At 35.6% G+C, this 23,122-nt stretch carries 25 protein-coding genes; 22 read left to right on the top strand and 3 right to left on the bottom strand.

The annotated features are described in order from the left end of the window. Positions 1–100: 100 nt before the first annotated feature. Together EKM68_RS05695 and EKM68_RS05700 are read right to left on the bottom strand one after the other, a co-directional pair. Entirely contained in the window at positions 101–484 is a 384-nt protein-coding gene (locus EKM68_RS05695) for a hypothetical protein (protein ID WP_125588705.1), read from the bottom strand. A gap of 13 nt (positions 485–497) precedes the next feature. Further along, a complete protein-coding gene (locus EKM68_RS05700) occupies positions 498–893 on the bottom strand; it encodes a hypothetical protein (RefSeq protein WP_125588706.1) in 396 nt (131 codons plus the stop codon). Positions 894–1,007: 114 nt separating this feature from the next. On the opposite strand from EKM68_RS05700, the gene EKM68_RS05705 reads away from it, so the two are divergent. The 18 genes from EKM68_RS05705 (at position 1,008) to EKM68_RS05790 (ending at position 19,862) form a co-directional block, all read left to right on the top strand. Continuing rightward, positions 1,008–1,754 carry a TraX family protein gene (locus tag EKM68_RS05705; RefSeq protein ID WP_125588707.1) on the top strand — a complete coding sequence of 249 codons (747 nt, stop codon included), beginning with the start codon at positions 1,008–1,010 and terminating at the stop codon, positions 1,752–1,754. Positions 1,755–1,826: 72 nt separating this feature from the next. Further along, positions 1,827–2,363: a phenolic acid decarboxylase gene (locus EKM68_RS05710; RefSeq protein WP_125588708.1), complete on the top strand. Its 537-nt coding sequence runs from the start codon at positions 1,827–1,829 to the stop codon at positions 2,361–2,363. A gap of 65 nt (positions 2,364–2,428) precedes the next feature. Continuing rightward, entirely contained in the window at positions 2,429–2,959 is a 531-nt protein-coding gene (locus tag EKM68_RS05715; protein ID WP_125588709.1) for a PadR family transcriptional regulator, read from the top strand. Between the two features lie 289 nt (positions 2,960–3,248). Continuing rightward, on the top strand, positions 3,249–4,352 hold the full coding sequence (locus tag EKM68_RS05720; protein WP_125588711.1) for a lactate oxidase: 1,104 nt from the start codon (positions 3,249–3,251) through the stop codon (positions 4,350–4,352). A 237-nt stretch (positions 4,353–4,589) separates the two neighbouring features. Then, complete coding sequence (locus tag EKM68_RS05725; protein ID WP_125588713.1) at positions 4,590–5,096, top strand: DoxX family protein; 507 nt, start codon at positions 4,590–4,592, stop codon at positions 5,094–5,096. 124 nt (positions 5,097–5,220) lie between these two features. After that, positions 5,221–6,168, top strand: a complete 948-nt coding sequence (locus EKM68_RS05730) for a LacI family DNA-binding transcriptional regulator (protein ID WP_125588715.1) — start codon at positions 5,221–5,223, stop codon at positions 6,166–6,168. A gap of 98 nt (positions 6,169–6,266) precedes the next feature. After that, positions 6,267–7,943 (top strand): alpha-amylase family glycosyl hydrolase, encoded by a 1,677-nt coding sequence (locus EKM68_RS05735; protein WP_125588716.1) that lies wholly within the window; start codon positions 6,267–6,269, stop codon positions 7,941–7,943. Beyond that, complete coding sequence (locus EKM68_RS05740) at positions 7,943–9,223, top strand: alpha-amylase family glycosyl hydrolase (protein WP_125588718.1); 1,281 nt, start codon at positions 7,943–7,945, stop codon at positions 9,221–9,223. The genes EKM68_RS05735 and EKM68_RS05740 overlap by 1 nt, the downstream gene beginning before the upstream one ends. Before the next feature lie 164 nt (positions 9,224–9,387). Next, positions 9,388–10,701: an ABC transporter substrate-binding protein gene (locus EKM68_RS05745; protein ID WP_125588720.1), complete on the top strand. Its 1,314-nt coding sequence runs from the start codon at positions 9,388–9,390 to the stop codon at positions 10,699–10,701. 26 nt (positions 10,702–10,727) lie between these two features. Further along, complete coding sequence (locus tag EKM68_RS05750) at positions 10,728–11,588, top strand: carbohydrate ABC transporter permease (protein ID WP_125588948.1); 861 nt, start codon at positions 10,728–10,730, stop codon at positions 11,586–11,588. Further along, positions 11,588–12,400 (top strand): carbohydrate ABC transporter permease, encoded by an 813-nt coding sequence (locus tag EKM68_RS05755; RefSeq protein WP_125588722.1) that lies wholly within the window; start codon positions 11,588–11,590, stop codon positions 12,398–12,400. The genes EKM68_RS05750 and EKM68_RS05755 overlap by 1 nt, the downstream gene beginning before the upstream one ends. Before the next feature lie 16 nt (positions 12,401–12,416). Then, a complete protein-coding gene (locus EKM68_RS05760) occupies positions 12,417–13,073 on the top strand; it encodes a hypothetical protein (protein WP_125588724.1) in 657 nt (218 codons plus the stop codon). An 87-nt stretch (positions 13,074–13,160) separates the two neighbouring features. Then, positions 13,161–14,264, top strand: a complete 1,104-nt coding sequence (locus EKM68_RS05765) for an ABC transporter ATP-binding protein (protein ID WP_125588726.1) — start codon at positions 13,161–13,163, stop codon at positions 14,262–14,264. A gap of 71 nt (positions 14,265–14,335) precedes the next feature. After that, the gene (locus EKM68_RS05770) at positions 14,336–16,579 is read left to right on the top strand and encodes a glycoside hydrolase family 65 protein (protein ID WP_125588728.1); all 2,244 of its coding nucleotides are present in this window, start codon (positions 14,336–14,338) and stop codon (positions 16,577–16,579) included. 76 nt (positions 16,580–16,655) lie between these two features. After that, entirely contained in the window at positions 16,656–17,342 is a 687-nt protein-coding gene (gene pgmB, locus EKM68_RS05775; protein ID WP_125588950.1) for a beta-phosphoglucomutase, read from the top strand. Between the two features lie 16 nt (positions 17,343–17,358). Continuing rightward, positions 17,359–18,348 (top strand): aldose epimerase family protein, encoded by a 990-nt coding sequence (locus tag EKM68_RS05780; protein ID WP_125588731.1) that lies wholly within the window; start codon positions 17,359–17,361, stop codon positions 18,346–18,348. A 10-nt stretch (positions 18,349–18,358) separates the two neighbouring features. Next, a complete protein-coding gene (locus EKM68_RS05785) occupies positions 18,359–18,742 on the top strand; it encodes a VOC family protein (RefSeq protein ID WP_125588733.1) in 384 nt (127 codons plus the stop codon). A 196-nt stretch (positions 18,743–18,938) separates the two neighbouring features. Further along, positions 18,939–19,862: a hypothetical protein gene (locus EKM68_RS05790; RefSeq protein WP_125588735.1), complete on the top strand. Its 924-nt coding sequence runs from the start codon at positions 18,939–18,941 to the stop codon at positions 19,860–19,862. Between the two features lie 16 nt (positions 19,863–19,878). Here EKM68_RS05790 and EKM68_RS05795 read toward each other — a convergent pair whose 3' ends face one another. Then, on the bottom strand, positions 19,879–20,778 hold the full coding sequence (locus EKM68_RS05795) for a LysR family transcriptional regulator (RefSeq protein ID WP_125588737.1): 900 nt from the start codon (positions 20,776–20,778) through the stop codon (positions 19,879–19,881). A 136-nt stretch (positions 20,779–20,914) separates the two neighbouring features. Here EKM68_RS05795 and EKM68_RS05800 point away from each other — a divergent pair, with 136 nt between their 5' ends. The 4 genes from EKM68_RS05800 to EKM68_RS05815 are packed head-to-tail and all read left to right on the top strand — an operon-like array spanning position 20,915 to position 23,092. After that, positions 20,915–21,553: an NAD(P)H-binding protein gene (locus tag EKM68_RS05800; RefSeq protein ID WP_125588739.1), complete on the top strand. Its 639-nt coding sequence runs from the start codon at positions 20,915–20,917 to the stop codon at positions 21,551–21,553. Positions 21,554–21,562: 9 nt separating this feature from the next. After that, complete coding sequence (locus EKM68_RS05805) at positions 21,563–22,057, top strand: YbhB/YbcL family Raf kinase inhibitor-like protein (protein WP_125588742.1); 495 nt, start codon at positions 21,563–21,565, stop codon at positions 22,055–22,057. 18 nt (positions 22,058–22,075) lie between these two features. Then, entirely contained in the window at positions 22,076–22,435 is a 360-nt protein-coding gene (locus EKM68_RS05810) for a cyclophilin-like fold protein (RefSeq protein WP_125588744.1), read from the top strand. After that, complete coding sequence (locus tag EKM68_RS05815; protein ID WP_125588746.1) at positions 22,436–23,092, top strand: NAD(P)H-binding protein; 657 nt, start codon at positions 22,436–22,438, stop codon at positions 23,090–23,092. Positions 23,093–23,122 lie beyond the last annotated feature (30 nt).

Raw genomic sequence — 23,122 nt, forward strand, 5'->3', positions numbered from 1 at the left:
AGTGATGTTTTTTTTGCATTAAAAGAGTATAAAAAAACTGGTATTGATTATTCATCAATACCAGAAAGTATAGGACCAAATAAATAAAAATGGGAAGCAATTAATTTTGCTTCCCATTTTTTAGACCGTCAACAATGTTTTGAATTTGGTCAATTTGATTAACAGTTAACTGATTGGACTCGCCTATGATATCAAGTATCTTGTCGCCTGCAGTTATGATTTTAATGGTTGAACTAGACGTTGAAATTGTTGAATATACTTCAATGAACAAATTAAGATTTTTGAAATTTTCGTTTGATTGAATATCATTGTTGCCATTGTTTTGAATAAGTTTTTTGGCCGAACGATAGATCATTTGTTTAGCCCGAATATTCCAAGTCACAATATTTTTTCGCTTATCAATATAGGGTAAAAATAATGCTACTGTCACGGCCAATAATTCTCCGATACCAGTAACCCAGTCTGCTAATGAACCACTTTGCATAGTGAACCTCCAATTATCTAAGGGGAAGAGTTTCCTTATAGATTCTGTTTTCACTATGATAGTTTATTTCAATCGTCAATTTTTCTTGATTTTCATAATTATTTTTCGTCAAAAGTGACTGTTCTGGATTAATAGTTTTTCCATCAAATTGATTCAGTTTTTCAGTTCCATTTACAATTATGGAATCAATGATAGCCTGGGATTTCCCAGTATTTTTAATTATTAAATTTGTATCATTTATATTAATAGCTATATATGGACGCTGATATTTTTCGATAACATTGACTGTTTTTTTCATAGAAGCATTAATATTAAAAACGGAGGTTGATAATAAGACCACGCCGACAATACTAGTAACGACTAAGATAATAGCTGAAATAGCCAACGTAAATTCATTGAATGAACTCATAAGTGCACTTCCTTACGACTTTGTCACATGTGCTAACACTTGTGCAAGGTCTATTTACTTGTGTTTGTATATCCTGAATAATGACTAAAGGATGATATATCAGAGGAGATTTTAATGCAAAAAATAAAGTATAATCGTGAAACTTTTAAAATAATATTAATGTTGTTAATGGTACTAGACCACATACCTTATTTCATTTCACCATATTTGGCCGACGCTTTCCATATAATTACTCGTGTTGTTGCTGTGGGATTCGGATATTTGGTAATTGAGGGACTGAGATACACCCACAGCAAGCGTGATTACCTGATTAGACTGACAGATTGGGGTGTATTCATGGGAATCGGTAACTTCATTATGAACCAATTCTTGAGTCAAGAATATCAAATGTCGATTCTTGGTGATAATATTTTTATAACTTTGGCTTTGGGTGCCGCAATAGTCATGTTATGGAATACCGATAATAGGAGAAATAAGTACATTGCATTTGCTTTGTTACTGATAGGATGTATTCCGGTTCTAGAAGGAAGTTTTGTATTACTACCTTTCATGTTTATTACTAATTTAACATATGGCAATGTCAAACAACGTGATTTATCATACTTGGGCTTAGCAGTGTTTTTTGGAATATTAGAATTATCGATGAGCTTTTCAGCAATGGATACAAGTAACTTTGTCGGAGTTTTTGATGGAATCGCGATGAATGCTAGTAGTATGTTCTTTGTTTTGATTGTTCCGTTGTTGCATTTATACAATGGGCAACAAGGAAAGAATGGTAAACAATTAAAGTACTTGTTTTATGTTTTTTACCCAGCACATTTGTGGATCATACATTTGGTCGCAAATTATTTAGGTAACTAGAATTAAATGGTTGACTATATGTCGTTATCGACATATACTATAATTTGTCGATAACGACATAGGAGAATAACTATGACAAAACAATTTAAAACATTAGAAGATTTTTTAGGGACACATTTTATCTATACATATGAAAATGGTTGGGAATATGAATGGTACGCTAAAAATGATCACACAGTTGATTATCGTATTCATGGCGGTATGGTTGCTGGACGTTGGGTAACTAATCAAGAAGCTGATATTGTGATGTTAACAGAGGGTGTTTACAAGATTTCCTGGACAGAACCAACTGGAACAGACGTTGCGCTCGATTTCTTGCCAAATGAAAAGAAGATTCATGGTACAATTTTCTTCCCTAAATGGGTTGAAGAACATCCTGAAATTACTGTTACATATCAAAATGAACATTTGGAACTTATGCGTGAATCACGTGAAAAATATGAAACGTACCCAAAACTAGTTGTTCCGGAATTCGCAAGTATTACTTATATTGGTGATGCTGGAATTGATAATGAAGATGTTATTAGCGAAGCACCCTATGATAATTTACCTGATGATATTCGCAATGGTAAATATTTTGATGCTGAATATAATAGAATTAATAAATAAATTTGAGAAAATTTATCAGGATGAGATAATATTTATGGTAGTTAACAGAACAGTAGGAGAGACAAATGCCTAAGAAGAGAGTTTTACCATATATATTATTGGGTTTGATCAATAATCAGACTAAAATGTCTGGTTATCAAATAAGCCAAGAGTTTAATCATGAGATTGGGGAGTTTTGGCATGCGTCACATAGTCAAATCTATCCAGAGTTACAGAGAATGATTTCAGATGGATGGATCGAACCGGATGATGCAGTTAAAGATTCCAAATCTATTTTTTATTTGATTACTCCAAATGGAAAAAATGTTCTTAAAGAATGGCTAAGTGAACCATTGTCTGAGAAGGATGACTTATTTTCTTTGAAACTGTATTTTATTAAGGATCAGGATAGTCCTTTATTAAAGAATTTGGTTCAACAACAATTACAAATTAATTCAGAACATTATTTGCACCTATTAAGTCGCAAAAAGTTAGTATTTTCTGATGAATCAAAGGTTAGAGACAATTACGGACATTCATTGATTCTTAATCGAGCAATTGAACGTGAGCATAATCACATTAATTGGCTAAAGAATACTCTAGATGATTTAAAATAGCTGGCGACCTTACAGTTCTGTAAGATTGAGCTAACGGTTCAGTTACATCCGTTATAAAGTATTTACTAAATTATTTATATGCGTCATAATTAATGTTGGTAAATGAATTTGAACATTTATCAAATACAAACTACATATCATATGCTAAATCCGTAACGAAACAGCTTTGAAGTCTGCCCGGCTTCAAGGCTGTTTTTTTGGCACTATGTCAATGTTCGAGAAAGAATATTTGCCATTCTGTATAGTGTCCACTAATATGATCACGACAGAAAAAATGGAGGATGATCATATGACAGAAACAAATGGATATTTTCAAAATGATAATGAGAAAGAAATTAAAATTGTAAACTTACCAAGTCTAGAAGCTGAGGCTGAAAAAATTATTCCAAAGGGTGGTTTCGGATATATTGCTGGAGGTTCAGAGGATAACTGGACTTTGAAGGCTAACACAGAAGCATTCAATCATGTTCAAATCGTTCCTCATGTATTGAGTGATATTGAAAATCCTCAAACAAACACAAGTATCTTTGGAATCGACGTTAAAACACCAATCATGATGACTGCTACCGCTGCACAGGGCCTGGCACATGCTAAGGGTGAAATGGATACAGCAAAGGGTATTGCCAAGGCTGGAGCATTGATGGAACAAAGCACTTACTCATCAACTTCAATTGCTGATACAATGGCCGCTGGTAATGGTGCTCCACAATTTTTCCAACTTTATATGAGTAAAGATTGGACTTTCAACGAAAGTTTGCTAAAAGAAGCTAAGCAAGCAGGTGCTAAAGCCATTGTTCTGACGGCTGATGCAACTGTCGATGGTTATCGTGAATCCGATATTATTAATGACTTCCAATTCCCTATTCCAATGGCTAACTTGACTAAGTTCAGTGAAGGCGATGGAGAAGGCAAAGGAATCGGTGAGATTTATGCCGCTGCTGCTCAAAAAATCAGCTCTAAGGATATCCAACGTATTAAGGACATTGCAGGATTACCTGTTATTGTTAAGGGTGTTCAAAGTCCAGAAGATGCTTTGCTTGCAATCGGTGCTGGTGCTGATGGTATCCAAGTATCAAATCATGGTGGTCGTCAATTAAACGGTGGACCTGCATCATTCGATGTGTTGAGTGATGTTGCCAAGTCGGTTAATCACAAAGTTCCAATTATCTTTGATAGTGGTGTTCGTCGTGGATCACACGTCTTCAAGGCATTGGCTAGTGGTGCTGATATGGTTGCTTTGGGAAGACCTGTAATCTATGGATTAGCACTTGGTGGAGCCGATGGTGTCTACTCAGTTGTTGAGCATTTGAACGATGAATTCGAGACGATCATGCAATTGGCTGGTACTAAGACTATTGAGGATGTTAAGCATGCTCAGTTACTAAAAAAGTAGATTAATATCTACATCGTGAAATTTTGACCAATTGAATTTAAAATATCTTAAAAATATCATGAGGATATCAATGTGTATTTAAGCTTGATATAGCAGCCTTCAGGGCTGCTTTTTTGTTCGACGATTTGTTTGATGTTTATGAAAGATTATGAAAATAATATATAAAAGAATAATTCTTTGTGTATATAATCTCAAAGTAGTATTATTTGTTTATGCTAAAAAGAGGGGGAGATAAATTTGGTTAAATTTCTACGTACAAATAAATATGCGTCATATGTTTTAGCAATTATTAGAATCTATTTTGGTTTCCAATGGGCAATTGCCGGCTGGGGTAAAATCACTAGCGGATTTTCAGCACAAGGAATGTTGATGGGTGTTGTTAAGAACCCTGTTAAGGGTCCAGAGGGCAATGTCTTGTATCCTTGGTTCAATGGAATGATTCAAAACATGGTTTTACCAAACAACGGAACAATTAGCTTCTTAGTTTCATGGGGCGAGTTCTTAGTTGGTTTGGGTTTGATCTTTGGTTGTTTGACAACTGCTGCCACATTCTTTGGTATGATGATGAATTTCTCATACATGTTAGCAGGAACAGTTTCAGTTAATCCTGAATACATCTTCTTTGAAATGTTTATTATCTTCGCCGGATTCAATGCTGGTAAAGTTGGCTTGGATTACTGGGTAATTCCATGGATTAGAACACATATTTTCAAACAGAGGCCTACCGAGGTAAGCTTCAAATAGCAAAAAGCGCAATCCGTTTATAATGGATTGCGCTTTTTTATATAAAAATAATAATGGCCATATATCTAGTAATTGGTATAATTGAATTCATAAGGGATAATATTTATTGAGGGAGTTGTAAGATATGGCGACACTTATGGATGTGGCAAAGCGTGCTAACGTTTCAAAAATGACGGTCTCACGTGTTATTAATCATCCAGATATGGTTACTAATGAGCTTAAACAATTGGTATATCAAGCAATGCAAGAATTAGATTATCATCCTAATTTGATTGCAAAAGCTTTGGTCAACAATTCTACACGAATCGTTAAATTATGTATTTTGGAAGATATTGATACAACCGAACCCTATTATATGAACTTGATGGTGGGAATTGCTAAGACATTGGATCTACATCAATATTCATTGCAATTAGTTACGCGTCGCAACTTTGATATCGGTAATTGTGATGGATATATTATCACAGGGATGCGCAAGGGCGATCTTGATTGGATCAAAAAACTCGATAAGCCGGTTATCATGTTTGGCGAAAATCGTTATGGTTTAGATTATGTTGACACCAATAATAAGGCTGGTACTTATCGTATGGCTAAGCTGGTTTTGGAACGAGGATATAAACATTTAGTCTATATTGGTATAGATAGTAAAGAGTCATTTGAATATTCGCGTGAAGCTGGATTTATTCAACAGGTTCAAGAGAATCAAATGATTCCTGAATTGTATCGTTTTGAGAATCACAGTCATTTGGGAGAAGAATTCATTACTAAACACTGGGATGAAATTGAACCTAATACGGCTTTTATTTGTGCGTCAGATCGGTTGGCAATGGGAATCGAACGGGGAATTGCTCGTTGTGGCGGATCGATTCCAAACGATTATGGAGTTACGGGCTTCGATGGTGTGTTCCTGAGCCAAGTTGCCTCGCCTAAAATAACAACCGTCAAACAATCTATTATTGAGATGGGAAGTGCCTGTGGTGAGAACCTTTTGGATAAGATCAATTCTAAGTCAGCCCAAGGTAATCTCATCTTTGAACCCAAGATAAGTATGGGTGGAACTTTAAGAAAATAAAACTGTTATCGGTAACATTTATGTAAGCCCTATTATTATTGGGCTTATTTTTTTATACTTGTTTGGAAGCGGTTACCAGTTGGGAGGGTGTGAACGCAATGAAATGGTATGATAATGCAATTATTTATCAAATTTATCCGAAGAGTTTTCAAGATTCAAATGATGACGGAATCGGAGATTTACCGGGAATTATTCACCGGTTAGATTATATTAAGCAACTTGGCGTTAATACTATTTGGTTAAATCCCATTTTTGTATCTCCGCAAATCGACAACGGTTATGATGTATCAAATTATTTCGCTATTGATCCAAGCTTGGGAACGATTGATGATTTTGAAAGATTAATGGCAGAAGCACATAGTAGGAATCTTCACGTAATATTGGATTTGCCGATTAACCATACTTCGGACCAACATCCATGGTTTACAGATGCTATTAACAATAAGAATAGTATTTTTAAGGATTACTATATATGGGGTAAGCAAGTTGATGGACATGAACCAAATAATTGGGGATCATTTTTTGGTGGTAGTGTCTGGTCGAAGATAAATCCTGACAGTGAATATTATTATTTCCACTTATTTGATAAAAAGATGCCAGATTTGAATTGGAAGAATGTTGAAGTTCAGAAGTCGATGGCCGATATTGCCAAATTCTGGATTGAAAAAGGTGTTGATGGTTTCAGATTGGATGCCTTCATTCATATGGCAAAAGCCAATTTGAAGCAGATGGCGTTAGACAATTCAGAAAAATATCCAGTCGATGATACATTTTTCGCTAATCTGCCAGAAGTTAAAAAATATTTGGGTGGATTCGTTAGTCAGCTCAAAGAAGAAAATCCAGATATATTCTTATTGGGTGAGGCAGCTTCAGCTAATGCCTATCAAGCTGCAGAGTATACGCAGCCTGACGAGGATGGCTGTGACATGATTGTTTCGTCTGATAATTTTGGTGAAGTTTACGACGATAAGAATTTTGGTGACATTCCTAAGTTCTTTCGACCACGCCAAATCTCACTTGATAGATTCAAAAATACTTTTGTAAAATGGGAAAGTGTCCTAGCTAATACCAGCTTTCCTGCTTTGACATGGGGTAATCATGATATCAGTCGGTTTGTTGACAGATTAAAGTTGCCAACAGATGATGTTAAACTGAAAAAATCTTTAGCGATGATGATGTTTTTGCAGCGCGGGATTCCAATTATTTACTATGGTGAAGAAATTGGGCAACACGGTTTGAGGTATGAAAAACTGTCTGACTTTGACGATCAACGTGCATTGGATCTCATTCAAAATTTACGTAGTAAAAAAGTTCCAGATGAACAAATTCTTGAATTGTTGAATGATCAAGATGAAATGACGGCACGTGGTCCATTTCAATGGGATAATACGGAATACGCTGGATTCTCACATGTCAAGCCATGGAACTGGGCAGGCCATTCAAGTGAGAATGCATATCAAGAATTACCGAATACAGATAGTATCTTGAATTTCTATCAGCATTTGTTACGTTTGAAGTCAAACGACTGCTTTACTTTAGGGGATTATCGTTTATTTGCAACTGATGCTGACATGTTCGTCTTCGAACGTACAACGAATGATAAGTATGGCCTGGTAATAATTAACTTTTCTGATAAAGAAAAAAATTATCAATTACCAGTTAAAATGAGTTTAAGAACGGCACTATCAAATCAAGAAATAAAAATAGTTAACGGACAAATTCATCTCGATGCTTGGGGATGTTGTGCGTTAATGAATGATGGGGGAATCGATTAATGGCTTATCAAACAAATATCAACCTTAGAAAGATTCAAATATACAGTGTATTTACACGTAATCATACTCAAGAGGGGACGCTAAAATCACTCGAGAGTGATTTGGAACGCATCAAAAATCTCGGAACAGATTACATTTGGTTATTGCCGATCAATCCTTCTGGCGTAGTAGACCGTAAGGGACAAGTTGGATCTCCATATGCAATCAGCGATTATCGTACGATCGATAAATCACAAGGTACATGGGAAGATTTCGAACACTTGGTTAAAGCAATTCATGCTCATGGTATGAAGGCCATGATCGATATTGTCTATAATCACACGTCGCGTGACTCAGTATTGCTCAAGAAGCATCCTGAGTGGTTCTTACATGATGATGAAGGTAACTTATACAATAAGAATCCTGAATGGACTGACGTTGCCGAGTTAGACTATTCAGAGCAAGGCTTGTGGGACTATCAAATTGAAACTTTGAAGATGTATGCCAAGCTCGTCGATGGTTTCCGTTGTGATGTTGCTCCACAAGTTCCAATTCAATTCTGGGAAAAAGCACGTCAAGAAGTCTCAGAAGTTAACGACAACATTCTTTGGTTAGCTGAATCTACTGGTGGTGAATACATCAAGGCAATCCGTAACAAGGGTTATTGGATTTCTTCAGATGGTGAAATTTATCGTGCTTTTGATTTTGCCTATGATTACGATATTGATCAAATATATCGTAGCTATATAAGAGGAGAAATCAGTCTTAGTCGCTATGTTGAAGCATTGAACCAACAAGAATTGATCTATCCGGCTAACTATATTAAGATGCGTGGATTAGAGAATCATGATCAAGATCGTGCTCATCATTTATTACCAAACGAAAATGATTTGATCAACTGGACCGCTTTTTCAGCTTTCCAAAAGGGTTCAACGTTGATTTATGCAGGCCAAGAGGTTGGTATGAAGCACACACCAGATTTGTTTAACATCGATAAGTTGGATTGGAATACTAATATGGATCTTAGTTCCCTGATCAAACGCCTTCATGAATTGAGTCAAGACGAGATTCAATATAAGGGAGCTTATGATATTGAAGCACTAGATGATGATGTTGTGAAAGTAACATTTAAGTTAGGTGATAAAACACGAATCGGTATATTTACGTTGAAAGGCAAGGGTGCCCGTGTAAAAATGGACCTTCCTGATGCAAAATACACTAATTTAATTACTGAAAATAGCGTTGAAATTCATCATGGATTGTTGTCTATCGACTATGATCCAATCATAATTGAACATTGATATAAACTCTGTAAGTCAAGCTAGCCAAGCGATTAGCTTGGCTTTTTTGATTGGTATGGAACAATCTTGTTATCGGTAACATCGCGAAAACGCTTGCAAGAAACCGGTATCAGAACAATAATTATAAGCGTAGTAAAGAAATTATTATATAGGGGGTCAGGGTAATGAAAAAAGGTTTCTGGAAACGTTTCGGAAAACGCGTTGCCGTAGTTGCATTAGCAGCTGGAGCAACTTTTACATTAGCTGCATGTAGTAGTAGTGGTAGTTCATCATCTTCAGGTGGTAAAACTAAGATCACTATTCTACAAGGGAAGGTAGAGAACAACAAGCAATTCAAACAAATTGCTAAACAATATGAGAAGACACATAAGAATGTCACTATTGAAGTTACATCAATCGGTGGTGGTACAGATTATGATCCTGTCTTAAAGACAAGAATTTCTTCTGGTAACTCACCTACAATCTTTAGTTTGGCTGGTCCTGCCGATGTTAAGCAATTCAAGTCTTATGAAGCTGACCTATCAAACACAAAGACTGCTAAGGCCGCACAATCTGGTGTATTGAGTGCTGTTAAGTCAGACGGTAAGACCGTTGGACTACCATTCAACGTTGAAGGTTATGGATTTGTTTATAACAAGAAGGTCTTCGAAAAGGCTGGAATCGATCCACAAAGTTTGACAACAGTTGATAAATTGCAAGCTGCAGTTCAACAATTGGATTCACAAAAGGAACAATTAGGTATTAAGGGTGTATTCGCATTACCTGGTAAAGAAGCATGGATCATGTCAGATCACTTGGCAAACCTATACTTAGCACAAGATTACGATGGTAACGCACAAAAACTTTACAAGTCAAAGACTATGAAATTCTCCAAGAATGCTGATATGAAGACAATGCTTGATCTAGAAAATAAGTATTCAATCAAACCAGTAATGCAAATGGACTATTCAGCACAAGTTAACCAATACTTCTCACAAGGTAAGACAGCCATGATTCAACAAGGTGACTGGATCTATCCTACAGTTGAAGGTATTGACAAGAACTTTGCAAAGAATGATATTGGTATGATTCCTATTCCTGTACCTGGTGAAGAAGGTAAATTACCAGTCGGAACATCACTATACTGGGCTGTTAATAAACGTAAAGATACTAAAGAACAAAAGGCTGCTACAGACTTCTTAGATTGGCTATACACATCTAAAGAAGGTAAGAAAGCCGTTGTTAATAAACTTCACTATGTACCAGCATACAAAGGTTACGACAATTTGAAGATGTCAGACCCATTAACATCAGTAGTTTATGACTACGAACAAAAAGGTGAAACAACTGGATGGGCATTCCCTGGTTACACAGGTACTGCTTGGGATCCAGACGTTGCACAACCTAACTTACAAAAGTACTTATCTGGCAAACAAAGCTGGGATAAGACAGTCAAGAACATGACAGATGGCTGGGCAAAACAACAAAAGAGTAATTAGTTAGACAAAAGAGGGCATTGAATATGATGAAAAATAGAAGTCTTTCATTCTGGCTATTCTTAACGCCAACCCTCGTTGCGTTAGCTTTGGTTGTATTCATTCCGGTACTTGAAGGTTTATTCTATTCATTTACCGATTGGGATGGTCTTACTTATACCAAAATGGTAGGATTTCAAAATTACATTCAATTGTTCCACGATAAGGCGTTTATTAACGCCTTTTGGTTTACAGTGGGCTTTGTTATTGTAACGGTTATCTTATTAAACGTAATTGGTTTAGGGTTAGCATTATTAGTAACACAAAAATTCAAGGGAAGTAATTTCCTACGTACTGTATTCTTCATGCCAAATATGATTGGTGGTTTGATCCTAGGATTTATTTGGCAATTTATTTTCACACAAGGTTTTTCAGCTTTGGGTACAGCATTGCATATGAGTTGGTTGCAAGATTGGCTTACAGATGCAACAACTGGATTCTGGGGATTAGTTATTGTTACCGTATGGCAAATGAGTGGTTATATAATGATCATTTACATTGCATACTTACAAAACATTCCCAACGAAGTTATCGAAGCTGCTGAAATTGATGGTGCTTCAGCTTGGCAACGTTTCACCAAAATTACGTTCCCTATGATTGCACCAGCATTCACAGTTTGTATGTTCCTAACTCTTTCAAACGGATTCAAGATTTACGACCAAAACCTTTCATTGACGAATGGTGGACCTTACCATTCAACACAAATGTTGGCAATGGATATTGTTAATACAGCTTACAACTCAAGTAACTTTGCCTTATCAGAAGCTAAAGCTATGATTTTCTTCTTGATTGTTGCTGCAATTTCATTATTGCAAGTCTTCTACAACCGTAAGAGGGAGGTAGATCTATAATGAGCAAAAAAAGTAGAACTACTTTAGGAGTTTTCGGAATTATCCTTGGTATTATCTGGTTATTCCCATTCTATCTGATCCTTACAAACTCATTTAAGACACCTAAAGGAATTTTCGCATCAGTACTTTCACTTCCAGTGCATAGTACAACTGATAACTACGTTAATTCTTTCAAAGCTCTAGATTTTATGGCTTCATTGACTCATTCACTGATCATTACCGTAGCATCAGTTATTGTTATCATTTTAGGAGCATCAATGGGTGCTTATGCACTTCAAAGAAATAAATCCAAATTGAGTGGTGGACTATTAATGCTGTTTATCTCAGCTATGTTGATTCCATTCCAATCAGTTATGATTCCTTTGACTGCTAACTTCGGTAGTGTTCACTTCCTAAATATGTGGGGACTTGTCGTTATGTACTTAGGATTCGATTGTAGTTTGTCGATTTTCTTATACCAAGGTACTTTATCTAGTATTCCATTAGCAATGGATGAAGCTGCTGAAATGGAAGGCGCAAGCCGTTGGCAAATATTTTACAAAGTTATTTTCCCAATGCTTAGCCCTATGACCGTTACAGTTGCTATCTTAAATATCATTGCGATCTGGAACGATTATCTATTACCATCATTGGTATTACCACAAACTCAATACACTATTCCGCTACAAATGTTTAATTTCTTCGGTCAGTATACAAAGCAATGGCATTTGGCATTAGCCGGAATTACAATTTCGATCCTACCTGTAATTCTCTTCTATCTAATCGCACAAAAGTGGATTATCAAAGGTGTTACAGATGGTGCTGTTAAGTAATTAAGGAGGGAAAATCGTGATTAATTTAAACTCGAAAAATGGTCAAAAATTAATGACCGCTGGAAATTGGATCTGGTCTTTGTTTACGATTAATGTTTCATTCTTTTTGATCAATTTCTCAGTTATTTTAACTGCAATTATCCTTTCCAATTTACCTATATCGGCGGCTTACTACATTGTGACCTTCATAATGTGGCTGATGCTTTCATTATTCACAATACCTGGATTGACCGCTAGTTTTGCGGCAGTGCAGGAGTGGCAAGTCAACGGTAGCGGCAGTTTCTTCAAATATTTCTTTAAAAAATGGTTTGAACTATTAAAAGATTATAAGACTAACTTTGGTTTTAGTGCAGTTGGTGTTGCATTGATCGTACTCAATAAGATTGCGGCAGGTAACACACAATGGCATACGGTGGTTCTAACATTTACGTTTGTATATATGATGGCATTGATTGCTGCAACTTTTCAGTCAGCAACTGGTACCAGCAATAATACCTTGACTTTGTTAGTATCTAAGCCGTTTCCAATTATTATTTCAGTAATTGTTTTCTTAGTTCTAATTCTGATAAATTTCGTCCTACAATTAGCATTCTTAAGTGTTATATGTAGTATTTCTCTAGCTACTTATATTTCTTACCGTTTATTAGGTGGCAAAATAGAAAAAAATGATTGACTTTGGGTGTGGAGGACACATCTAGATTGATTAATGAGTTAGCTCGTTAGTTAACTGGAAGTCAAAAAATTAAAAGGAGCGTTAAAAATGGTAGAAATTAATTTAGATCACATTTATAAACGCTATCAAGGCAATACTGACTATTCAGTTAGTGATTTCAACCTAGACATAAAAGATGGTGAGTTTATTGTCTTCGTTGGACCTTCTGGATGTGGTAAATCCACCACATTGCGTATGATAGCTGGTTTGGAGGATATAACTGACGGTGATTTCAAGATGGAAGGGAAGGTAATGAACAAAGTTGCCCCTAAAGATCGTGATATCGCCATGGTATTCCAGAACTATGCACTATATCCTCATATGAGCGTCTTTGACAACATGGCCTTTGGACTGAACATTCGTAAAAATGATAAAGCTGATACGAAGAAGCGTGTCGAGAACGCTGCTAAGATCCTAGGCTTAACAGATTATCTCAAACGTAAACCGGGTGCCCTCTCTGGTGGTCAAAGACAACGTGTTGCCTTAGGACGTGCTATCGTTCGTGATGCTAAGTTATTCTTGCTTGATGAACCACTGTCAAACTTGGATGCCAAATTGAGAGTACAAATGCGTACTGAAATTGCTCAATTACATCAAAGACTGGGTCGTAACTTCATTTATGTTACTCACGATCAGGTTGAGGCTATGACAATGGCTGACCGTATCGTTATCATGAATGATGGTAAGATTCAACAAGTTGGTTCACCATCTGATCTATACAACAAACCTGTAAATAAATTCGTTGCTGGATTCATTGGTTCACCTGCTATGAACTTCTTTGATGTAACTCTAGCAGATGGTCGTATTACTAATGATGAAGGTATCAACCTAGCTGTTCCTGAAGGTCAATATAAGATCTTAAGAGACAAGGGTTATGAAGGTAAAAAAATAACATTTGGTATTCGTCCAGAAGATATTCATGCTGAAGAAGTAGCAATGCAAGCCTTCCCTGATGCAATTATCAATGCTAAAGTTCAAGTCTCTGAATTATTAGGTGCAGAATCAATGCTGTACTCAAAACTCGGCGATACAGACTTTATCGCAAAGGTAAATTCACGTGATTATCATGAACCGGGTGCTGAAGTTAAAATGGCTATTGAAATGACAAAAGCACATTACTTCGATGATGAAACAGAAGAAACAGTTCTTTAGAGGATTTTAGAAAGGTAATTAGGTATTTTATTTACCTAATTACCTTTTTTATTTTTAGGAGGCGTAAATGAATGAAGCGGATATTTGAAGTTGACCCCTGGAATATCGTCACACATAAGCTAAACAAGGATGACAAACGTCTACAAGAAAGTATGACCAGTCTTGGTAATGGCTACATGGGGATGCGTGGCAACTTTGAAGAAGACTACACAGGTGACAGCCTTCCAGGAACATATCTCGCTGGGGTTTGGTATCCCGACAAGACACGTGTTGGTTGGTGGAAGAATGGCTATCCTAAGTATTTTGGAAAAGTCATCAATGCAGTCAACTTTATAAAAATCAACTTTTTGATCAATGGTTCAAAATTAGATTTGGGCAAAGATCAGATTAGTGATTTCAAATTAGATTTGAATATGAAAAATGCAGTTTTAACAAGATCATTTATCGTAACAAAAGATGGCGCCAAAGTTGAATTCAAGTTTGAAAGATTTCTGAGTGTGGCTCAAAAAGAGTTATCAGTTCAGAAAGTCAGTTTTAAGAATTTGTCAGATAAGAGTGTTGAAGTCAAAGCAATTTCGTCATTGGATTCTAATGTTGTCAATGAGGATTCTAATTATGACGAACATTTCTGGAATGTCTTGGATATTGACGAGAATAGTTTGGTTGCCGAAACCAAATCTAATGACTTTGGAACTCCAAGATTTACTTCAGGGATGGAAATGTGTCACGTTACAGTTATGGAAAAAGTTGATTCAACTGTAAGTGATTCAGAAACAAGTGAAACTTTTAAAATCGATCTTGAATCAGATGAAGTCGCAATTTTAGAGAAACGTGTCATTGTGGTTACTTCACGTGATTATGATTCAACTGCGGCTTTGACAGATGCCATGAGCAAACTAGCAAATGATGTCACAACACAATCTTATGATGAATTATTAACATCGCATCAGAATATTTGGGCAGAACGCTGGAACAAGTCTGACGTTAAAATCCAAGGTGACGATGAATCACAACAAGGCATGCGTTTTAACTTGTTTGGACTATTCACTACATATTACGGTGAAGATGCCCGCTTGAACATTGGTCCTAAGGGCTTTACTGGTGAAAAATACGGTGGAGCAACTTATTGGGATACTGAAGCTTTCTGTGTCCCAGTTTATCTGGGAATTACTAAGCCTGAGGTTACTCGTAACTTGTTGATGTACAGGTATAAGCAATTAGACGGCGCCTTCGTTAATGCCAAGGAACAAGGGCTCAAGGGTGCATTGTTCCCAATGGTAACGTTCAATGGTATCGAATGTCACAACGAGTGGGAAATTACCTTTGAAGAGATTCACCGTAATGGTGATATTGCTTTTGCAATTTATAATTACACTCGATATACAGGTGACAAATCATTTGTTCTCAATGAAGGTAGCGAGATCTTAACTGAAATCAGTCGCTTCTGGGCTGACCGTGTACACTTCAGCAAGCGTAATAATCAATATATGATCCATGGTGTTACAGGTCCTGATGAATATGAGAACAATGTCGATAATAATTGGGATACTAACTTGTTGGCCAGATGGACCCTGGAATATACACTCAGAATTCTAAAAGAAGTGTCAGTTGAGCAAGCTAAAAAATTGAATGTTTCGGATGAAGAACGTGCTAAGTGGCAAGATATTGTAGACAAAATGTACATGCCATATGATCAAGGATTGAATATTTTTGTTCAGCATGATGGATTTTTGGATAAAGATCTTGAACCAGTTAGTTCGATCCCGAAGAATCAATTACCAATCAATCAACATTGGTCATGGGACAAAATTCTACGCTCGCCTTACATTAAGCAGGGCGACGTCCTGCAAGGTATCTGGGATTTCATTGAAGATTTCACACCGGAAGAGAAGAAAGCTAACTTTGATTTCTATGAACCATTAACAGTTCATGAGTCAAGTCTTTCACCTGCAATTCATTCTGTGCTAGCAGCCGACCTTCATTATGAGGATAAAGCAGTTGAATTCTACGAAAGAACCGCTAGACTGGACTTAGATAACTATAATAATGATACAGCTGACGGACTGCATGTTACTGCAATGACCGGTGGCTGGTTGGCAATAGTTCAAGGCTTTGCTGGCATGAGAGTTCATGTCGATGGAGTTCTGAGTTACAAGCCATTCCTGCCTAAGAAATGGGACAGTTATTCATTCAGACAAGTCTTCAGAGATCGAGTTATCGAAGTGAGTGTTGATAAGAATGGTTCTGACATTAAGTTGATTTCAGGCAGTCCACTTGATATTGAAGTTAATGGCAAGCCGGTTACACTTAACTAGCTACAAACAAAATTAAATTGAGGGCTGAGGCAAATTATTTGTCTTGGTCTTTTTTTATAAAATGGGAGTGTATATGATGGTTAAATTTGAACAAATCAAAGGTTTTGTATTCGATTTAGATGGAGTAATCGCTGATACGTCAGTCTATCATGGTAAGGCCTGGCATCAATTAGCTGATGAATTGGGAGTTACTTGGACTGAGCAATTAGGTAATGATCTAAAGGGTGTCAGTCGTATGGATTCGCTTGAACTGATCCTAAAAGCTGGTGGCAAGGAAAATGATTATACATTAGAAGAAAAAGAAAAGTATGCGGCAGAAAAAAATACTAATTATCTTAATCTGTTAAAGGATATGGATAAAACTGCAATTTTGCCAGGGATGGCTGACTTTATTAAGAGTCTTGAAGAACATGACTATAAGTTGTCGCTTGCTTCCGCTTCAAAGAATTCACCTTTGGTTCTCAAACAACTGGGATTAGCACAATACTTCAAGGAACGTATCGATCCATCAACTTTGAAACACGGTAAACCAGATCCAGAAATTTTTGCTCGTGGTGCTAAAGTATTAGGCCTGAAACCTGAAGAATGTATTGGTCTTGAAGATGCATCTGCTGGAGTTAAATCCATCAACGGTGCTGGTGAACTATCTGTTGGTATTGGGGACCCAGAAATCCTACATGAGGCAGATATTAACTTTATCGATACATCACAAGTTACATTGGATAACATAAAAAAAGCCATGGACGTAATGGAAATGAGCTAAATTTGGAGTGTTGGGGATGCCAGTAACTAGAACTGAGTTTGGTCAAGTTGATGGTGAGGATGTCTATAAATATACGATTGAGAATTCTAACAAAACTCGAATCAGTATTTTGACATATGCGGCAACTTGGCAGAATTTTGAAGTGTATGAAGATGGAGAATATCATTCTCTTATTTCACATTTTGACGACTTACAGAGTTATATCAAAACGCCATTTCAGGTGGGTAAGACGGTTGGACGTGTGGCTGGTCGCATTGGTAAAGCTAAATTTATGATCAATGGCAAGACGTATCAGCTGACGCCTAATAATCAATCTAACCTTATGCATGGCGGGGATAATGGAATTCAAACAAAAAATTTTAATAGTTCAATTGACGAAGCACATAATTCGGTTTCTTTATCATTGATCATTAAATCTAAAGATGATGATTTTCCAGGTAATATTGATTTAATGATTACTTATTTTTTGAGTGATCATGACGAAGTATCGATCAATTACACAGCTGTGAGTGATGCAGATACGTTGTTTAATCCAACTTGTCATATTTACTTTGATTTGGGTGAATTTTCAATAATGAAGGACAATCTGCAAATAGCTTCGGATGATTATTTAGATGTTGATGATGAAAAGGTTCCCACAGGTTCTTTGATTCCCGTAGATAAGGCATTTGATTTTAGAAAAGGGCAAATTATTGAAAACGCTTTATGTAATTTGGAAAAGCAAAATGGTAAACTAGAATTCGATGATACATTTGTGACCCATGGTGATCGGGTAGCAACATTGTCATCTGGAAGACGGTCGATCGACTTATATTCTGATCGTAATGGGTTAGTTATCTTTACAGCTAACCCGACAGGCAAAAAAACACCGCATCAATATAGTGGACTGGCCATGGAATTGCAGACCTTGCCAGATGCGGTCAACCATAGTGATTTTGGAAATATTATTTTGCGGAAGAATCAAAAGGCTTCCTACACTAATAAATATCAGTATAGGAAGTTATAGGGGGATTTTTATGAAAATTGAACATGTAGGTTTATTTGTTAAAGATATTGAGAAGACAGTGAAATTTTATGAAACGTATTTTGATGCCAAATCATCAGGAAAATATCATAATCCAGTTTCGACTTTTTCATCACGATTCTTAAGCTTTCCTGATGGAGCACGACTAGAAGTATGTAATAGAGATGACATGAATCCACATCGCACAAGCGGATTTCCTTTAGGCTATATGCATATTGGATTCTCCCTTGGTTCCAAGGAGGCCGTTGATGCATTGACGGCCAGAATTGAAACCGATGGATATCGTCACTTAAGTGGTCCACGGACTACGGGTGATGGATATTACGAGAGTGTCGTCTGTGACCCCGAAGGTAATCAGATTGAATTGACAGTATAATTAATAAGACAGCTATTTTATATGAATAGCTGTCTTATTTTGATTTTATGGTAATAATAATTTTACTTTTTGAACATAAAATAAAAAATTATTATATTTCTTTATGACCATTGTAAATACTACGTTGGCTCTGATAATATTGAAGTGAAACTTAATTAGTTATTTGAAATTACTAAATAAATACTGGGGGATAATCGTGAAAAAATCTATCTTAGCAATAACCGCTGCATTAATTGGATGTACTCTTACAAGTATTAATGTGGTTGAGGCTTCTGAGAAGACATATACATTTGAGGCTACCGAAACAATATTTATGAAGAGTGATTCTCCTGAGGTAGCTGTATATAAAATGGAAAACGGGAAAATCGTCAAGACTAATGACAAAGAAGAAATATACGATACTAAAGGTACACCTAAAAACTGGCGAGCTAATTCAGTAAACGTTAATGGTAAAGATTGGTGGCAAGTTTCTGAGAATGAATATTTTAGTACCAAAAATTCAGAAAAACTTGATGCAAGTAATGTGCCAAATCAAAATGATAATGAGATTAAATATGCAAACTATACACCAGATTTGCCCAATTATGATGGAAAAGACATTGTCTTAATTGCAGCTGATCCAAAGTCGGATAATATGACAGTTGATTTATATAAAAATGTGAACGGTAAGTTGGTCAATACTGGCAAGAGCGTGAATTCTGCCAAGGGTTTCTCAGCACAATATTGGAAGGCCAACAAAGTTAATATTGATGGCAAAGATTGCTGGCAAGTAGGCGATAATTTATATTTCAATTCATCACAAGTTGAAGAATTGAATACACAGCGTAATAATGTTTCAAATATTACGAACTATGGAAATTATTCTGATGGTGATACAGATTCAAATGCTGTTAATACAACCTTCGTATACAGTAGCAAAGGTGATACAGTGCCAGTCATGGAACTTCAAAAAGACGGTTCATTTACACAACTAGCAGATCGTGCGTTGAAAGTGAATACCAATTGGAAAATTGATAATATCAGAAATTATAATGGTAAAATCTATGCTCGTGTTGCTACAAATGAATGGATAAATGTGACGGACCATGCAAGTCAAAATGATGGTAACTATATAAATTAAAATTCAAACAAGGTGTTTATTTTTGTGAAGAAAGATATTTAGATAATTTTAACCAAAATTCTTCAACATCAGTTCCCGGTATCTTTGCACTTAAGATTCCATAGGGGACTTTAATATCAGTTTCAAGTGGAATAGTAACTAGATTAGGATGGATCCTCTTCCAAGGCGTTAATGTAATCATGGCAATATTTTGTTCAACTGTTTGATTAAAAACATTCATATCATATCTGCCGGATGTTTCAATAACTTTGATTTTAGAATAATTGGAATTTATTATTTTTCTAAGCTGATCGTTTTTCTCACTTATTCCCAAGGGTACGCTAAGTAGAGTTTTTCCAGATAGATTAGATAATTTTATTTTGCTTAATCTTGCCAAGGCATTATCACTTCTAACTGCAATTCCAAAGTTGTATTGGCCTAATTGAATGGCATTGAATGATTGCTGCAATGTTGTGTTATCAAATGTTCCAACAATTAGATCACAGTTTCTGCCAAGCATTGCATATTCTCTATTATTTGAATTTAGATCTTCCTGTAGCTGGACAATTCGGATTTGAAAATCTGACATTGATCCAGCTATTTTTTTCCAAATTTCTATGAATGATTCTGATGGGTGAAGGATTGATGTCCCCACGGTAATGATTTTTTGATTTGAAATACCAGCTTTTCTGGTCTCGTTAATTGCGGTGTCTAACAATTTTAAAATTTGTTTAACGTATGGTTGAAATTTTTCACCTTCTATAGTTAGAGTAGTTCCAGTAGGAGTACGAACAAATAGTTTTATGTTCAATTCATTTTCTAGCTTATTTATTTGTTTCATTACAGCGGTTCCTGAAATAAAACTCTGTTCGCCAGCCTTAGTAAAACTTCCATATTCAGACACTCTTAAAAATGTTTGTAATTGTGATATATCCATTATTATTAATCTCCTATTTCAATAGTATAAACTATTGGTTAATGCTGTATCAATTATAGAGTTCTTCTAATTAATTGATTTCTATTTATACTTAAGTTTGTAATCAAGTACAAACTTTGAATTTTAGGGAGATTAAATGAAAAAAATAATTTTATTAGGTGCTACAAGCAATATTTCGAAATATTTAATTCCAATGTTATTAAATGAAACAAATTATGAAATTACTTTATTTGCTAGAGCTGCGAATTCAAGATTATCTAAGTATTCAGACAAACCGCGCATTACATTAACTGATGGTGATTGGAATGATCAGCTAGTTTTGAATGATGCTATTTCAGGAAACGATATTGTTTATTTAGCAACGGGTCATTTTATTGATGCAAATCAAAATGTTATTCAAGCAATGAAAAATAATAACGTAAAAAGATTGATTGTTGCTGGTGGATTAGGAATCTATGATGAAGTCACTGGTAAATTTGGAAAATGGAATGCACAAATGATGGGTAATTACACAATCATAAAACAGGCTGCTGCCGTTATTGATAAGAGTGATTTGGAATATACGTTTTTAAGAATGAGCTGGTTGTACAACCAGGATGATAATTTTAAATACCAAATTGTACCAAAAGGTCAACCGATTAAGGGGACGCAGGTAACTCGTCAGGCGATTGCCAAATTGGTTACAGACATAGTAAAAAATCCTAATTTGTACAAATATCAAAGTATTGGTGTTGTTGAGCCGAATACTGAATGGGATAAACCCTCATTTTACTAGGAGGTAATAATGAAAGTAAAAGTTGAATTAGAAAATAGTTATTTACCTGATAAATATACCAAATACTCTAATCAAAAATTAAGCGGTCAACCGATAGTTTCTTTTCCAATGCGATTATCGGATATTCCGGTAAATACTAAGTGTTTAGTGATTTCATTGATTGATTACGATGCAATACCAAGAACCGGATTCCCATTTATTCATTGGTTGATCACTGATGTTCCAACAATGGATATAATTCCCGAAGATTTCAGTAGATGCTATGATGGACCGCAAGGAAAGAATTCTTGGTATTCACGTTTTTATGATCTTAATGATGAGTATGTTATTAATCATTATGCTGGTCCGACTCCACCAGATAAACCACATAGATATACCTTGGAAGTTTTTGCATTGAATGATAAAACAAAATTAAATCAGGGCTTTTTCTATAATCAGTTATTGGATTCAATTGAAGATAAAATTGTTGCACATTGTAGTATCAAACTTAGAGCTAGAAATTAATATAAAAGAGGATGAATTATGAAAACAGTAAATTTAATATTTAATGACAAAAAGCTGGAGGCTAATTTTTTTGACAACGATACTTCAATAGCGTTATTGAATAAGTTAACTTTAAAAATATCAATGATTAATTTGTACTCACGTGAAATGACTTATAGATTTCCAGAGGCACTACCAGCTAAAAAAGCCAAAACTAGTGGATATGAGGTTGGAGATATTGCATATTGGACACCTAGGCATAGTCTAGTAATATTCTATAAACAAACCGGAGAAATTATTGATAATTTACAAATAGTTGGTCATATAAAATCTGGTGTTGAAATATTCAAATCTCTCGGAAATACTGAAATTGAATTTCAATTAAGTGAGGAAGAATAAGTGAAAAATATTTTGATATTAGGCGCTAATGGTAAAATTGCCAAAATGGTCGAAAAACGATTGGCTGGAAATGAAGCTTATAGTCTAACATTGGCGTTGAGGGACGCTAATCGTTTAAATGATTTACAATCATTTAAAAATATAAAAATTGTTGAAGGGGATGTTTCCAACAGAAAATTTTTAGAACGTGTCATCCCTGAACAAGACATCGTTTATGTGAATTTAAATGGAGACATGGAACGTTTCGCTAGATTAATTGTTGAAGAAATGGATCTATTCAATATTAAGAAGTTAATTTGGATTACTGGGTCAGGATTATACCATGAGACACTGGATCCGTTTGGTTCCTGGGTTGAGAATCGTGTTGGTCATTTATCGAAGGAGAATACTCGTCGTGCTGCACGAATAATTGAAACTAGCAATTTGGAATATACAATTATTCGTGCAGCATATATGGTTAATGAGGATGAAATTAATTATGAATTAACGAGAAAAGGCGAAACTTTTAAAGGAACAATCATATCTAGAACCAGTATTGCTGATTTTGTGGTTAAGGTAATCAATAATCCATCTAAATACATGTGTGAGAGTTTTGGCATTAGTGAACCAGGGACTGATAGCATGGAACGAATTAATCAAATTGAAAATGGAATATAAAAAGGACCTAGATAATAAAATTTATCTAAG

Origin of the sequence: Companilactobacillus jidongensis (assembly GCF_003946575.1) — a bacterium.
GTDB classification, from domain to species: domain Bacteria; phylum Bacillota; class Bacilli; order Lactobacillales; family Lactobacillaceae; genus Companilactobacillus; species Companilactobacillus jidongensis.